Here is a 14,344-nt window from a genome sequence, read left to right as displayed (position 1 = left end):
GGTGCAGCGCTTGACCCTGCGGCTCTTGACCCTGCGGCTCTTGACCGTGTGGCGCATGGCCGTGTGGCGCATGGCCGTGTGGCGCTCAGTGCACGGAATTCCCGCATTCCGCCGGGAACAGCACGGCGCCTGGCGGCAGTTCGCCCGGAGCCCGGTCGGTCAACCGCAGGCATGCCTCGAGAGAGCCGTCCACGGGCGGGTACTCGAGGGTGAGTCCGCTCAGTACGGTGGTGGCTCCGGAAAGATGCATTTCCGCCATGTGCACACCGTCGGGGAGACGGCCGGCCAGGAGGCCGAAAGCCGCCGTGTCGCCGCCGTCGGCGACACACTCGCGGACCTCGAAACGCCAGTGCGCGGCGGCGTCGGACAGCAGCGACCGGCCCCTCCTGCCCAGCCCCGCGAGAAACTCGACCCGCCCTCGCAAGTGGTCGGCGATGGCACAGCAGAGGGGAACCGCGGTGCCGTCAGGGCCCGTTACCCGGGTGTACCCGGCGTGCGGGTAGCACGACAGCGCCTCGTCGAGCAGCCCCAACGCGGTGTCGCGTGCCGCCGGGTGACCCTGCTGGGCGATGTCCAGGAGCAGCGGGGCCGCCACCGCGGCCGCCGGGAACACGGCGCCACTGTGGCCGTGGACGATGCCACCGCCACCGAGCCGCGTGCCGGCCTGCGCGGCCTGTACCGGGTTCGCCGCCTCGGCCAGCGCGCGCAGACCATGGGCGGCCCGGTCCGGCTCGTACCAGTCGGGATGGCCCGGTACGGAGTTCCAGTCCACCGCGTCGATCTCATCCAGCACGGCGGCGTCCTCGCACGCGACCGCTACCCGTCGCCCGAGCCCGAGTCCGAGCCCGAGTCCGAACGAGGCTCCGAGAGCTGCAGCCCCACGACGGGAGCCGTCACAGCGGGGCGAGGCGGGACTTGAGCAGGCAGAACTCGTTGCCCTCGGGATCGGCGAGGACGTGCCACTGCTCCTCCCCGGTCTGACCGATGTCGGCACGGCGCGCACCGAGCTCCAGGAGGCGTTCGAGTTCGGCTTCCTGATCACGGTCGGTGGGGTTGACGTCGATGTGCAGCCGGGACTTCCCGGGCTCGGGCTCGTCCCTGATGCTGAGGAAGATCGTCGGCTGGGCACCGCCGAACCCTTCGCGTGGCCCGATCTCGATGCTCCCGTCGTCCTCGCGATCCAGCACCACGAAGTCCAGCACCTCGCACCAGAATTGTGCCAGCACCTCGGGCTCGCGGCAGCCCAGCACAAGCTCACCGATACGGCATGCCATAGACGAAACCTGCTCTCGGTGGGGGAACCGCCGGGGACGCCGCGCAGATCTCAAGGACTTCCGGCGGTGAGGACACCCGCGTGACCGTACCGGGCGGGGGCAGCGGTGGCGAATCGAATTCAGGTCGCGGCCGGCCGGCGGAGGTCGGCGACCGTCGTGCGCCTGGGAGCCCTCGGCAGAACCGGTCAGGCAGCCTCAGGACCGGCCTTGCGGGCCAGCAGGTGAACCTCCTGGAACTGCCGCAGGTCGGTAGGCTCAGGCTCACGTACCGTCCGAGCCACCACGGCCAGCCCGGCCGCGCGCAGGAGCGCGGCGAGGTGATCGGGCGACCAGCGGTAGGCCGGCGCGACCTTGTGGTCGAAGGCCTGCGTCGGGTGAGAGTGATCATCGCTCGCCCAGAAGCCGATCAGAAGGTGGCCGCCGGGTGCCAGCACCCGATGGAACTCCGCGAGGATCACAGGGAGTTCCTCCGGTGGGGTGTGGATGATGGACCACCGTGAGAGTACGCCGCCCAGCACGCCGTCGGCGATGTCCGGCGCGGTCATCAAGCCCACCTCGAACCGCAAGCCGGGGTATGCCTGGCGGGCCAGTTCGATCATCGCGGGAGAGGCATCCAGACCGAACGCACTCAGCCCCAACTCGTTCAGACAGGCGGTGACATGGCCGGGGCCACACCCCAGGTCCGCGACCTGGCCGCCCGCCCTCACGGCCTCGGCGAAGACACCCAAGATCGCACGATCCAGGGGGCTGTCGCGCAACGCGTCCCGGAACAGCTCCGCATAGGTGGGGGCAACGGCGTCGTAGGCCTCGCGGGTGGCGCGGAGGGCATCGTGTTCGACCATGGGCGCGACGGTAGCCCCTGGCGCCGGGGCGAGACTCGAGAAGGCGGCATCCAGCAGGAGTGCCCGGCCTGAGATCAGTCCCCGTACACGAGGATCAGGCACAGCACCGCGAGCAGCACGACGGCCGCGCCGAGCAGCGTCAACGCCGCCGGAACCGCCGCCGTCATCGGCTCCCTGCCTTTGCGCCGCCCCGCGGTGAACACCACCCGGGCCAGGACGAGCGGCGACGCCACGAGAACGAGCAGGACCACCGGCACCGTGAAGCGGCTGAAGGCGGTGGTGCCGGTGTCGGTGATCAGGTGCCAGGCGGTCGAGCCGAAGACGATCGTAGGTCCGGCCAGCAAACCGAGTGCGAGGACAGAGGCCACGGCCACTGTCAGGCCTTCGGTCAGCCGTTCAGCACACGTAGGCTCCCGGCGCGATCCCAGCGCCCCGCCGGATCCTCTGCCGATACCCGCGCCCATGCGCATGCCCATGCCGCCCCCCCCCGTTTGCTCGTGTGTACGTGTATACGTATGCACGTATCGCCAGTGGGTTGATCGTCTCATGCCGGATCGTCGGCCATCGTCGCGCTCCGTACGGCAATAACCGCGCGGCTGGCGCGGTTTCGCGGATGGCGCGGCTCCGCCACCACTGAACGGCCCACCGACTCCCCCTTCGAGTGGCCCAAGCGGATGGGCCACCCCAGGTCTAGGGTCAAAGTGTGTCCGCCGATGTCCGCCCCTCCGCAGGTCGGCCCGGCCCTGCGTATCGACAGCAGAAGGAAACATGCCATGTCTGACAATCCTGCGACCCCCGGCGCGGAGCCGTCGACGGGAGGCATCACGCTCGACGATCTCTTGGTCCCGGAGACCGCGGCCTCGGCCGCCGCGTTGGAGTTGGCGTCCGCCTACCAGTCCGCCGCGTTGCTGAACCACTCCGTCCGGGCCTATCTGTGGGCAGCCGCCCGCGCGAAGGCGCAGGGCATCGGTGTGGACTACGAACTCCTCTACGTGGCGGCCCTGTTGCACGACATGGGGCTGGTGACGGAGTTCGACAACCACACCATGTCCTTCGAGGCGGCCGGCGGGCACGTCGCGCGGGTGTTCGCGGCCGGCGCGGGATGGCCGGGAGAACGCCGGGAACGGCTGGCGGAGGTCATCGTCCGCCACATGTGGCCCGAGGTCGACGTCTCCGTGGATCCGGAGGGTCACGTGCTGTGCCGGGCGACAGCCCTTGAAATCGTCGGCAGGAACGCCGACGAGTTCGCCCCGGAACTCAGGGCCGAAGTGCTCGGCCGCTATCCGCGACTCGGTCTCGCCACGGAATTCCTGACATGCTTCCAGGAGCAGGCAAGGCGCAAGTCCGACAGTTCCGCGGCGGGGGCCGTACGGTCAGGTCTGGAGGCCAGGATGGCGGACAACCCGCTGGACCTCCCTGCGGCCGGCACCGGGCGTTGACGCGACGGCGCGCCGTCGGACCGCCACGTTCCCGCACATCCGTTCTCCCGCCACTCCCCCGGCTCCCTGACCGGGGGAGTCGGTAACCCGAGTGGCGGCATCGCCGCGACCTTCGGACAGTGAGAGACATGAACCGGCACCGACGCCCACCCCGGCGGGCCCCGTGGATCGCAGGCGGTACCGCCGTGCTCGTCCTCGGCGGCATCGGCGTCTGGGCGCTGGTGTCGCAGGACGGCGGCACGCCCCGCCCGAGACCGACGGCCTCCGGCGATCTGTCCCCGCCGCCCTGGACGCCGACACCGGGGACGCCGACCGCGGCACCGTCGACGTCGGCGCGCACGCCGGAGTCCTCTCCCACCTCGACCCGCCCCCAGCAACCGGGGACACCCAGCTCACGGCCCCCGCCGACGGCCGGGCGGACGACACCCGCGCCGCCGCCCGCGGTGACCCCTGAGCCGCCTTCGGCCCACCCCTCGGCACCGCAGCCGTCGACGACGATACCGAGTCCCACGACGCCGCCGTCCACGCCCAGGCCGCCCTCCTCGACACCCACGCCGTCCTTGACGCCCACGCCACCCCCGACGACGATCGCGCCGACGCCCACACCCACTCCACCCCCGTCGACCACCTCGCCGACACCGACGCCGCCGCCTTCCGTAGCCGCGCCGACGCCGACACCGTCCCCGACGCCGGCACCCTCCTCGACAGGCTGGTACACGAGCGCGGCGGCGAACGACGCCGCTCGGCGGATGGCCGCCGCCGGGGTCGTCGGCGACCCTGCCTGCTCGCTGTCGGCCGTCGGCCAACCGGATCCGAGCCTGCTCCCTGCGGGCGTGACGTCGGTGGGCACCGGGCATTCCGGCGTCTACTGGTGTCTGATCTGGTAGCGGCGGTCGGGATCAGACGCCCCGGGAGCGGGCACGGGACCGGCACCGACCGTGATCGAGGAACCCATGAGCAGGCCTTCACCGGCACACTCGACACCGTTCGCACGTCGCCCGCCGTAACCGCTGCGTCACCGACGGGGACGACATCGGGCAGGCCCGGTGGATCGGTTCCATCGACGCTCGGTGGGCCCGGCCCGTCGCGAGGTCCGCCGCCGCGACGTGGGGCACATCCGTGTGCAGCACCCACTCGCCGGCGAGCCGGAGCCGCGCGACGAGCGGTTGCTCTGCCCTCAGGGCCGACAGCCGACCACCGTCCGCCGCGCGGAGCCGGGCTCGCGCAGCCACGAGCGGCTACAGGCTTCGGCGGCAGGTGGACAGCGCGACGGACCCGCTCACAGGTTCCTGCCCTCGGTGACCTCCTGCTCGGCCTTCTCGACCTTGAAGCGGGCGGCGGGATCCCCGCCGTCGCGCCGTACGGCACCGCGTACCAGGGCGAGATAGAAGAGCGCCGGCGCGCAGGGGGTCCAGTTGTCCTTCGGCCGGTCCGCGATGAAGCCGAGCACGGAGGCCGCGGTGGCGGGCACGAAGTCGAAGCGGTCGTGTTCCCACTTGTCGGCGATGCCCCGTGTCCAGCGCAGCCGCAGGCTCTCCTCGTCGAGGTCGGGCAGTACCGCGCGGAAGAAGCCGGCCCACTGGTGGTTGTCCAGATCCAGGCCGAAGCTGAGAAGTTCGAGGTCGAGCGTGTCGGTGGCATGGACGGCGAGCTCTTCGTGCAGAGCCCGCCGGGCCACGGCGTGCAGACTCACCGGGCTGCCGTCCGCGGGCAGGTCGTGATGGCGGGCCAGACCCTCGTTGGCGGACGAGTTCCACCGTGAACTGTTCGGCCCGGCCACGTGGGCGCTGCGCCGCGAGAACAGCATCTTGCCGTCCCTGCCGGTCTCCACGGCCACGTTGACGCCGAAACTGCAGTTCATCCACGCGGGCGCGTGAGCCGGGTCCTGACTCTCCAGGTACTGCTCGCGCAGGGTCTGGCCGTTGTCCTGCCGGCGCTCCAGGTTCAGGGAGGTGGTGAGGAAGTCGTAGTAGTCGGCGTCCTGCAGGGAGAGCGTGACGACGGGCTCCTCGGCCAGGTGGGTGCGGGCCACGACCACCCGCTCGACGGCGAAGCGGTCGTTGTTCCAGCGGTGCGGCAGACCGCGTGCCGCCCTGCGCTGCTCCTCCGCCTCGACGGCGTGCCGCCACTCGCCGATCTCCGCCGGGAACTCCACGCGCTGCGGCCGGTACTTGACGTGGACGTTCTCCTCCAGGATGGGACGGGTCCCGTCGCCCTCGAAGATGTGGCACCCGGTCTCCCGGCCGACGACCGTGAACCTGTCCCGATTCATCCTCAACTCCCCCTCACGTAAACTCTGTTGTGCAGAGAACGGCGCTGTGATCGCAGACATCACCATGATACGGAGCGATGTGGCAACCAACCTGTCGCTTGTCAGGTCCGCTCGGCGGTCCTCGTCGCTGGTGGGCACCGTGGCGGTGTCCGACTACGCGCATCCCGACCGGAGCAGGCGGCAGGAACTGAGGCGGCCCCACCTGGCGGACGTCCGCGACGAGTTCACCGCGATCGCCCGTGACCGGTTGGGCTTCGGGGACTGCCGCGCCGTCGACGCGGGCGGCACCAGCCGTCGGCAGCTCTGGGACGGCCTGGAGAACTTCCTCGCGCACGACGCCGAGCGGAAGATCCTCTACTGGACGGGACACGGTCACCACCTCGGGCGTGAGGGCTACTTCCTCGCCTGCGGCGACTCCTGGGAATCCGGCCGGTTCGCACCCGGGTCGGCTCTCGCCCTGACGGATCTCGTGGACCGTCTGCTGCGCCCCGACTGCGAGACCGACACCCTTCTCGTCGTGGACGCGTGCTCCTCCCACAGCCATCTCGGTGCCGCGCTGCGCCACGCGCTGGACCTGGAGCGGACCAGCGTGGACCGGGCGCGGCAGAACCGGCGGGTCGGCTTCGCCGTCATCGGCACCTCGGGGGTCGACGCGCAGGTTCCCGAGGGCCGCTGGGTGAGGTGGCTGAAGGAGGCGCTGTCCAAGCCGGACTTCGTGGCGCCGGACCATGCCCGCCCGTTCGACCCCTCGGCCCTCTATCTGCCTCTCCCGTACCTCCGGGACGCCGTGGACGCCGAAGCGGCCGCCTCCGGTCTCGACGAGCCCGCACAGCGACCGGGGTGCACGGAGGTGCGCTCGCTGCCCAACAGCTTCCTGGTCAACCCCCATTTCCGCGACGGTGAGCGGCGCGTCTACACACCCGCGACGCTGGTCGGGCGCGCGCCCTGGGCGGAGGCCGAGCAGTTCGGCTTGGAGAAGGACAGCCATCTCAGCCGTCACTTCGCGGGCCGGCAGCGTGCCCTGGCCCGGATCGTGCGGTGGATGGACACGCACCCCAGGGGGCTGCTCGTGGTGACGGGCCTGGCGGGGGCGGGGAAGACCGCTCTGCTCGGCCGTCTCGCCCTGACCTCGGTTCCGGAGTGGCGGGAGACGCTCGGCCCGGAGACCGACCCTTCGACACTGCCGCGCACGGGCACCGTGCACGCGGCGCTGAGTTGCAAGGGCCACTCGGTCCACTCGCTGGTCACGGCGCTGTGGCAGGTGCTGTCGCACTTCCAGGAGATGACCGCTCGGCCGGAGGGGCCGGTCAGCGCGGAAGAGTGCTGCGGCGCTGTCGACGACCTGGTCTCCCGGGCCGGCTCCGTGAACCTGCTCTTCGACGCGCTCGACGAGGCGCTCCCGGATCAGGCCCACGACATCGCCCGGCACCTGCTGAACCCGCTGTCCGGCCTTCCCGGCGTCCGCGTCGTCGTCGGCACCCGAGCCCAGCCCCGCAGGCGTTCCGCCGCGCCCGCCGAGGAGGAGTCGCTGCTCGAGACGCTGGACCAGAGCGTCGGTCCCGTGGTCCTCGGGGACGACGAGGAGACGCGCGGGAGCATCACGGACATGGCGCTTTCGGTGCTCGACGGGGAAGGCTCCCCCTACCAGGGGCAGGGGAGCGAGGACGCCCGTGACTGGACCGCCGGGCGCATCGCGGCGGGCAGTCACGGCTCCTTCCTGGTGGCCCGTCTGGCCGCGGCGGAACTCGCCCGCCGGCCACGGGTCGTCACCGAGGACGAGCTGTCCTCCTGGATGCGGTCCGGCGGCATGGATCTGCACAGACGCCTGGCCGAGGAGGTGGACCACCTCACGGCGCAGCCCGGTGCGGAGCGCGCGCACGAAGTCCTGCGTGCCCTGGCCGTGCTCCAGGGGCCCGGTCTGCCGCCTGGCAGGACCTGGCTGTCGATGGCCAACGCGTTGCGGAACGAGGGCACCTCCGAGATCACTCTCGGTGATCTGCGGCAGGTGTGTCAGAGAGCCGGCGGTGGGATAGTCGCCTCGCAGAGCGCTCCGCGCGGCACCGGAGCGGGCTTCTCGACCTGTCAACTGGCCCATCCCAGCTACGGCGAGTTCTTCCTGACCGGTGCCGGACTCGACACCCAGGGCGCCCACCGGAAGGTCGTGGCGGCGCTTCGCGCCCACACCGGGGACGACTGGAGCGACGCGGACGAGTACACCTCCGGCTATCTGGGTGCGCACGCGGCGCAGGCCGGGCCCGACGAACTGCGGGCGCTGTTCGAGGACGTGACGTTCCTTCTGAGGACCGATCCGGACGTCATGCTGCCGCTCGCCGCCGGGCTCGCGCGAACCTGCGACGAGGCGGCCCTGTACGGACGGGTCGCGGGCTGGTTCGGCAAGTCGTCCTTCCCGCTGCCCGCGGCGGCTCTGCTGTCCCGTAAGGCCCTGCTCAGGGCGACGGCCTTCGTCAGTCACCGGGACGGCGCCTACCGGACACCGGCGGCGACCGACGGTTTCCTGCCGTGGCAGGAGTACTGGACCGACCGTAGCCCGGACCCCCTGGAATGGCGCCGTGCCGCTCCCCTGGGCGGGGCCAGGGCGCTGAGTTGGCGTGCCCCCACGGGGGCGGCGGAGCTCGTGCAGGGCGACACGCTCACCGCGGGCGGGCGCGGCGAGGTCCTCGTCCTGCACCCGGAGTCGGGCACACGGCTGCTGACCCGCCGTACCCGCGGATCGTCGGACGAGCGAGGGAGCGCCCTGACCGAGGTCAGGGAGGTGGGGGCCGGGCCGCACTGGACCACCGTCGCCCGCGACGACAGGGCCGTGTACTTCTGGAACTCCGGCTCCCGTCCGCCCGACCACGTCTATCGCTGGGGCGGCGCCGTGCGAGCCCTCGCCGCGGCAGAACGGGCCTCGGAGACCGTCGTTCTCGCGGCGGACGGACGGCGGATGTGGATGTGGTCCTGGAAGGGCGGGATGCCCCGTGAGGGCACCCACCTGACGGACATCCGCGCGATGGACGTCCAGCGGCTCGCCGCACTGCGGCTGCAGTCGCGCCTGTTCGTACTGGCCGCAGGGAGCCGCGCCGAGTTGTTCGAGGTCGACAGGGGCATCAGGGGAGCCGACGGCCTCCTCGACGCGCGGACGGACCTCGGCGGACTCGACGCGCCCGCCCTGGCCGCCACGGCGATCTCCGGGACAGGGAACGGGTCACGGGCAGAGGGAGCGCGGGGCGAGGCGGTCCACGGCTGGATCGCCGTCGCCGACGGACACCATGTACGCGTCTGGCGCTGCGAGACGGACCCGGCGGCGCCGCTCGCCCCGCCCACGGTACGGCTCGTGCGTCAACTCGCGTCCCCGGCCCGGGGCCTCGCCTTCGGCCGTCATGGAGACGATCTGCTCCTCGCCGGCTACGAAGCGGTCACCGTCCGCGTCTGGGACGTCGAGGGGCCGCGACGACGGGAAGCGGCGTTCCAGTTGGCGGCACCACGGGACGGCGCCATGGCCTTCGAACCCGGTGGACAGGGTCTGCTCGCCGTGGCCGACGGCCCTGACATCCGCATGCTCGATGTGGCTGCCGCGCTCAGGGCGGGACACGGAACCCTCCGGCGGCCGGGCAACCAGAGACCGGCGGTGGCCCTGGCACAGGCGCCTCAGGGGGCGCCGCTCCTGTGCCGCACCTGGGGCGACGACGTCCTGGTGTCGCGGCCGGCCCCGGGAGCCGCGGCGTCGGCTCCGGTCACGGTCCTCACCCACCGGAAGCCGGTGACCGCGGTGGGCGCGGTGCACGCCGCGGGCGGGTGGGTGGTGGTCGCCGCGGCGGAGCGCACCGTACGGATGTGGCGGCTGTCCGAGGACCTGTCCGTCGAGGCGCGGCACGATCTCGGGCTGGAGGGAGACGCCGGGGAACGCGTCCCGGCCCTCGGGCTCGCCGTCGACCCCGCCGCGGCGAGGCTGCGGATCTGTGTCCCGGACGGTGGGCGGATCGTCCACGCGGACATGCCGGTCGACGCCTCCGGCGGCTGGCGCACGGGAACGCCCACCTGGGCCGGGCTGCACTGTTGCGGAATCGACGCCAGGGTCATGCGGGACGGGACGTACTGGCTGGCCGCCGACCTCAGCGACGAACTGCGGCTGTGGAGGCACGGCGAGGGGCGTCCCAGGGTCGAACACCCCATCACGTCCGTGCGCCCGGCCCATCTGGCACTGGGGGAACGGTACGACCCTGAGGACGAGGAGTCCTTTCCCGTGCTGGCCTGGGTGGACGGCGGCGTCTACGTGAAGGACTGCTCGGCCGGCCTCGGCCTGGCCCCGAGGCGGCTTCCGGGCGAGAGCGGGAAGGTCACCGGGCTCGCTTTCGCCGGTTCCCCGGAGCGGCCCGTGCTGCTGGTGTGCGACGAGAGGACGGCACTCCGCGCTTGGGATGTGGCGGCCAGGAGGTGGCTGCACGAGGACGGCGTCCCGTGGCGTGGATACGGCGTGCTCGCCGTGGACGCCGCTCTCGATCCGGAGGGCCTGGTGGTGGCGCTCCAGGGAAACGACCGGTGCGACCTGATCCGGTTGCCTCAGGACTGCTTCGTGTCCGAGGACCGGTCGGCGCATCGGCACCAGGGGGCGGCGGGCGCCCGAACCGTCTGACGGGGCGGGACCAAGGCATGGCGACGCGTACGCGCGTGTGACGGAGGTGAACGCGGTGGAGCACGATCTCGTGGTCTTCGTGCCGGGGTTTCTCGGCAGCAGGCTGCGCCGGGACGGCAGGGACATCTGGGACGAGTACGGCAACGCCCTGCTCGGTTCGGGACCTTCCGCACCGGCGCCGGCCGATCTGGCCCTCCCCCCGGGCCTCGGCGACGAGCTGCCGGACGAGCGCTTCCGGCTGACGGCGGACGAGTTGCTCACCGTGCCCGACTCGATGCCAGGGCTCCTCTCCTGCATGGGGTACCCCGACGTCCGCGCGGCGCTCGGCGCCCCGGTCGACGGCCAGTACATGGCGTTCCCGTACGACTGGCGTCTGTCCCACCGCCTGGTCGCCGGGCAGCTCGAGGCACGGGTGCAGGGGGCGCTGGCGCGGTGGCGCGAGCAGGTGCACGGGCACTACCCGGACCGTACGGACGAGCCGAAGGTCATCCTTGTGTGTCACTCCACGGGAGGGCTCGTCGGCCGCCACTACCTGGAGTGCTCGGGCGGGCGCGAGACCGCCCGAGCGCTGGTCACCCTGGGAACGCCTCAGCAGGGCCTGGCTCAGGCCGTCCGGCTCCTGACCGGGCACGCGATCGGGGACGACGACGGACTGGGCGCGGACGCCCGCATGCTGAACGAGGCTCTGCGCGACCTCGCCCTCACCCTGCCGTCGGTGGCCCAGTTGCTGCCGGTCTACGACGCGGTCCGCGTCGAGGGGAAGAGCCGTCTGCGGACCGTCGCCGACAGCCGGTATCCCGTTCCCGACCTGCCGGGCGCTCTGGTCGAGGAGGCGGTGTCCTTCCACCGGAGGTTCCAGGAGGCGCGTGAGGCGCACCGGCACACCGACGCCGACGGCCGCCTTCCCTACCAGGTGTACTGCGTGGGCAGCACGGCGTTCCCCACGGTCCGGACCGTCGGGCTCTCCTCCGACGGCTCACGGCTGGTCGGACGGCACGACGACAGCCTCCTCTCTCCCGGCGACGGGACCGTGCCGCGCGAGTCGGCCGTCGCGGAGTGGGCGGTCCAGGACGGGGCGGCGATGCTCTGGACCGAGTACCGCAACGGCGACATGGCGGGTGCCGCCGCTGTCGGGGAGGTCCTCGACGCCGTCCGGAAGGGGAACCCGGTGGGTGGCATGCTCGCCGGTGACGAACAGATCGCTCTCTACGCCCCCGAAGTGGCCCCCGCGGGCAAGCCGTTCGAGGCCTCGGTCGTGGGAGCCGGTCTCCGGGAGCGGAACGTCCGGGCGTTCATGTGGCGCGTCGGGCGGCCGGCCAGACAGCCCGTCGTCTTCACCGCGACCACGCCGGAGCTGTTCCGGGCGGAACTGGAGGCAGGGCCCGGCAGATGGGTCGTGGAGGCGGTGGCCGAGGGCCCGAACCGCGCGGACCGCAAGGTCGTCACCCTCATCGCCCCCTGAGACGCCACGGCCGAACGGTACGTGAGCAGCGAGACGCGTCCGCCGAAGGAGCAGGCCATCACCTCACCATCGGACACCACGCCGTCCCAGGTCCCCGACTGGCCGCAGTGCGACCACGTAGGCGTCACCGGCCGGTGTCGCGGCCGCAGAACGGAACCGTACGCGGCGTGCCTGGCACATCTCGGTGTCTCCGAGCGCGCCGCCCACCACGCCGCACTGGCGCCCGGCGCCGATCTCGACCACCGCGGCACACCCTTCACCCACGGCCTCCTGGCCGAGTTGCTCACCGCCCTGCGTGATCCGGCGACGGGACGGCCTCGCGTGGGGCGCGCCGAGTTCGACGAGGCGTGGTTCAGCGGCGACGCGCAGTTCGACCAGGTGGACTTCACCGGCGTGTGCTCATTCGGGAAGGCGCGCTTCGACGGCGGCGTCTGCTTCCGTGGGACGGGGTTCCGGTCGGACGCCCGGTTCGGGGAGACGGAGGTCGCGGGGGACGCCTGGTTCGACGGTGTGGAGATGCGCGCCGGAGTCTGGCTGCGCGGGGCCGCGATCGGGGCCGCCTTGCGCTTCCAGGTCGAGGAGGTGGGCGGCCGTGCCGTCTTCGACGGGCTGACCGTCGGCGGGGACGCCGAGTTCACCGGCGTCGTGTTCAAGGAGGTGACCGGCTTCGTCGGGTCGTCCGTCGCGGGGACGGCCTGGTTCGACGGGGCGACGTTCGAGCAGGACGCCCGGTTCGACAGGGCGAACATCTCGCGCACGGCCTGGTTCGACGGCGCGCGTTTTCGTCAGGAGGCCTGCTTCGTCGGGGCGACGATGGGTCAGGACGTGTCCTTCGGTGACGCCCTCTTCGCCACGGGCGGGGCGTTCACCGGGGCGGTGATCGGCGGCGACGTGGAGTTCCACCGGGCCGACATCCGGGGTGACGTCACTTTCCGCAAGGCGACCTTCGAGCGCACGGCACGGCTCGGCCCCCTGGTGTTCGCGGGCGTGCTCGACCTGTCCGGGGCCGACTTCCGGTCCGCGGTGACGATCGAGGCGGTGGCGAAGGCCGTGCGCTGCCGCCAGACGAGATGGGGGTCGACGGCGGCGCTGCGCCTGCGCCACGCGGAGGTGGACCTCGGTGACGCCGTCCTGGAGTTCCCCGTGAGTGTCGCCGCCCGTTCCCGTCCCTTCGTCGCGGACGACGGTACGGAGATCGACGAGTGCGGTCTCACCGACCCACGGGTGCGTGTCACCTCCCTCCGGGGAACCGACGCCGCGCACCTGGTGCTCGCCGACGTGGACCTGACCGGCTGTCTGTTCGTGGAGACCGTGCACCTGGACCAGCTGAGGCTCGAAGGCCGGTGCCCCCTCCTGCCGGCCCCGCCGGGGATACGGCTTCAGGGGTGGCGTCCGGTGCGCTGGACGCGCCGGCGGACCCTGGCCGAGGAGCACCACTGGCGTGCCGCCCGGCCCGGGGCCCACGGCTGGACGTCCGCGCCACCGGGCACGGAGGTACGCCGGCCGGCGGTCCTGGCGCCGGTGTACCGGCAGCTGCGCAAGGCCCTCGAGGACGGGAAGAACGAACCGGGCGCGGCCGACTTCTACTACGGCGAGATGGAGATGCGGCGACACGACCCCGAGACACCCCGGGGGGAACGGGGGCTTCTCCTCCTGTACTGGGCGGCGTCCGGGTACGGCCTGCGGGCCGCGCGCGCGGTCGGCTGGCTGCTGCTGGCCATGGTGGCCACGGTGCTGGCGATGGTGCTGTGGGGCGTGCCGCAGGACGACCCGAGTCCGAGGAGCACCGGGCGGGTCACCGGCACCAGCATCTCCCTGACGACGAAGAAGGCGGAGCCCGAGGCGCCGCGAGGACCGTACGGCCGGCGTCTGTCGGCCGGGAGGTTCGAGAAGGCCGCGAGGGTGGTGATCAACTCGGTGGTCTTCCGCTCCTCCGGGCAGGACCTGACCGTCGTCGGCACCTACATCGAGATGACCTCCCGCATCGTCGAACCCGCCCTCCTCGGCCTCGCCGCCCTCGCGGTGCGCGGCCGGGTGAAGCGGTAGCGGCACGGCTCGCCCTCAGGGGCGGATGCGCAGAGTCCGCACATGCTCCTCGTCGAACTCCTCGAAGTGGAACCTCAGACCGGCGACCGGGCTGCCCGGAAAGTCGCCCGCGACCGTGCAGGTCACGACCATTCCCGCACCGTCCGGTTCGAGGTCGGTGATCGTGTACCGGACGAGGGGCACCTCGGTGCGCCAGGCCCGGACGGCGTCGATACCGGCGTACTCCTTGCCCTCGTCCTCGACGACGGCGTCGTCGGCGAACAGGGCGAAGTACGCCTCGGTGTCCGGTGCGGCGGCGAGCTCGAAGTAGCGCCGGATGATCCGGGGGGCCGTGGTCGTCATGTTCTTCTCCTCATGTCTTTCGTGTCGGTGG

At 72.1% G+C, this 14,344-nt stretch carries 11 protein-coding genes; 5 read left to right on the top strand and 6 right to left on the bottom strand.

Translation table 11 applies throughout. The features are described from left to right. Positions 1-85 precede the first annotated feature (85 nt). From ACWCPM_RS18220 to ACWCPM_RS18205, 4 genes are all read right to left on the bottom strand, one after another. On the bottom strand, positions 86-793 hold the full coding sequence (locus tag ACWCPM_RS18220; protein ID WP_450977204.1) for a hypothetical protein: 708 nt from the start codon (positions 791-793) through the stop codon (positions 86-88). Positions 794-893: 100 nt separating this feature from the next. Then, positions 894-1,274, bottom strand: a complete 381-nt coding sequence (locus ACWCPM_RS18215) for a VOC family protein (RefSeq protein ID WP_450977203.1) — start codon at positions 1,272-1,274, stop codon at positions 894-896. A 185-nt stretch (positions 1,275-1,459) separates the two neighbouring features. Continuing rightward, a complete protein-coding gene (locus tag ACWCPM_RS18210; protein ID WP_450977202.1) occupies positions 1,460-2,116 on the bottom strand; it encodes a class I SAM-dependent methyltransferase in 657 nt (218 codons plus the stop codon). Positions 2,117-2,190: 74 nt separating this feature from the next. Next, on the bottom strand, positions 2,191-2,592 hold the full coding sequence (locus tag ACWCPM_RS18205; protein WP_450977201.1) for a hypothetical protein: 402 nt from the start codon (positions 2,590-2,592) through the stop codon (positions 2,191-2,193). A gap of 297 nt (positions 2,593-2,889) precedes the next feature. On the opposite strand from ACWCPM_RS18205, the gene ACWCPM_RS18200 reads away from it, so the two are divergent. Both ACWCPM_RS18200 and ACWCPM_RS18195 read left to right on the top strand, forming a co-directional pair. Beyond that, entirely contained in the window at positions 2,890-3,555 is a 666-nt protein-coding gene (locus ACWCPM_RS18200; RefSeq protein ID WP_450977200.1) for an HD domain-containing protein, read from the top strand. Between the two features lie 163 nt (positions 3,556-3,718). Then, on the top strand, positions 3,719-4,009 hold the full coding sequence (locus ACWCPM_RS18195) for a hypothetical protein (protein WP_450977199.1): 291 nt from the start codon (positions 3,719-3,721) through the stop codon (positions 4,007-4,009). A gap of 825 nt (positions 4,010-4,834) precedes the next feature. Here the strand turns inward: ACWCPM_RS18195 and ACWCPM_RS18190 are convergent. Then, complete coding sequence (locus ACWCPM_RS18190; RefSeq protein ID WP_450977198.1) at positions 4,835-5,827, bottom strand: translation initiation factor 2; 993 nt, start codon at positions 5,825-5,827, stop codon at positions 4,835-4,837. A gap of 79 nt (positions 5,828-5,906) precedes the next feature. On the opposite strand from ACWCPM_RS18190, the gene ACWCPM_RS18185 reads away from it, so the two are divergent. From ACWCPM_RS18185 to ACWCPM_RS18175, 3 genes are read left to right on the top strand one after another with little or no spacing between them, the layout of a single operon-like run. Beyond that, on the top strand, positions 5,907-10,463 hold the full coding sequence (locus tag ACWCPM_RS18185; RefSeq protein WP_450977197.1) for a peptidase C14 caspase catalytic subunit p20: 4,557 nt from the start codon (positions 5,907-5,909) through the stop codon (positions 10,461-10,463). A gap of 55 nt (positions 10,464-10,518) precedes the next feature. Next, positions 10,519-11,925, top strand: a complete 1,407-nt coding sequence (locus ACWCPM_RS18180; protein WP_450977196.1) for a lipase family alpha/beta hydrolase — start codon at positions 10,519-10,521, stop codon at positions 11,923-11,925. A 21-nt stretch (positions 11,926-11,946) separates the two neighbouring features. After that, positions 11,947-13,971 (top strand): pentapeptide repeat-containing protein, encoded by a 2,025-nt coding sequence (locus tag ACWCPM_RS18175; protein ID WP_450977195.1) that lies wholly within the window; start codon positions 11,947-11,949, stop codon positions 13,969-13,971. 15 nt (positions 13,972-13,986) lie between these two features. Here ACWCPM_RS18175 and ACWCPM_RS18170 read toward each other — a convergent pair whose 3' ends face one another. Next, positions 13,987-14,313 (bottom strand): nuclear transport factor 2 family protein, encoded by a 327-nt coding sequence (locus ACWCPM_RS18170; protein WP_450977194.1) that lies wholly within the window; start codon positions 14,311-14,313, stop codon positions 13,987-13,989. Between the last annotated feature and the right edge of the window lie 31 nt (positions 14,314-14,344).

The organism is Streptomyces sp. NPDC002309, from assembly GCF_053593375.1.
The sequence above is the reverse complement of the archived record's forward strand: the minus strand, read 5'-3'. Positions and strand labels throughout refer to the sequence as shown.

What these genes read in the sequence shown, in the direction of transcription:
- ACWCPM_RS18205 (WP_450977201.1), bottom strand. Translation starts at nt 2,592, where the DNA reads ATGGGCATGCGCATGGGCGCGGGTATCGGCAGAGGATCCGGCGGGGCG.
- ACWCPM_RS18200 (WP_450977200.1), top strand. Translation starts at nt 2,890, where the DNA reads ATGTCTGACAATCCTGCGACCCCCGGCGCGGAGCCGTCGACGGGAGGC.
- ACWCPM_RS18210 (WP_450977202.1), bottom strand. Translation starts at nt 2,116, where the DNA reads ATGGTCGAACACGATGCCCTCCGCGCCACCCGCGAGGCCTACGACGCC.
- ACWCPM_RS18170 (WP_450977194.1), bottom strand. Translation starts at nt 14,313, where the DNA reads ATGACGACCACGGCCCCCCGGATCATCCGGCGCTACTTCGAGCTCGCC.
- ACWCPM_RS18215 (WP_450977203.1), bottom strand. Translation starts at nt 1,274, where the DNA reads ATGGCATGCCGTATCGGTGAGCTTGTGCTGGGCTGCCGCGAGCCCGAG.
- ACWCPM_RS18190 (WP_450977198.1), bottom strand. Translation starts at nt 5,827, where the DNA reads ATGAATCGGGACAGGTTCACGGTCGTCGGCCGGGAGACCGGGTGCCAC.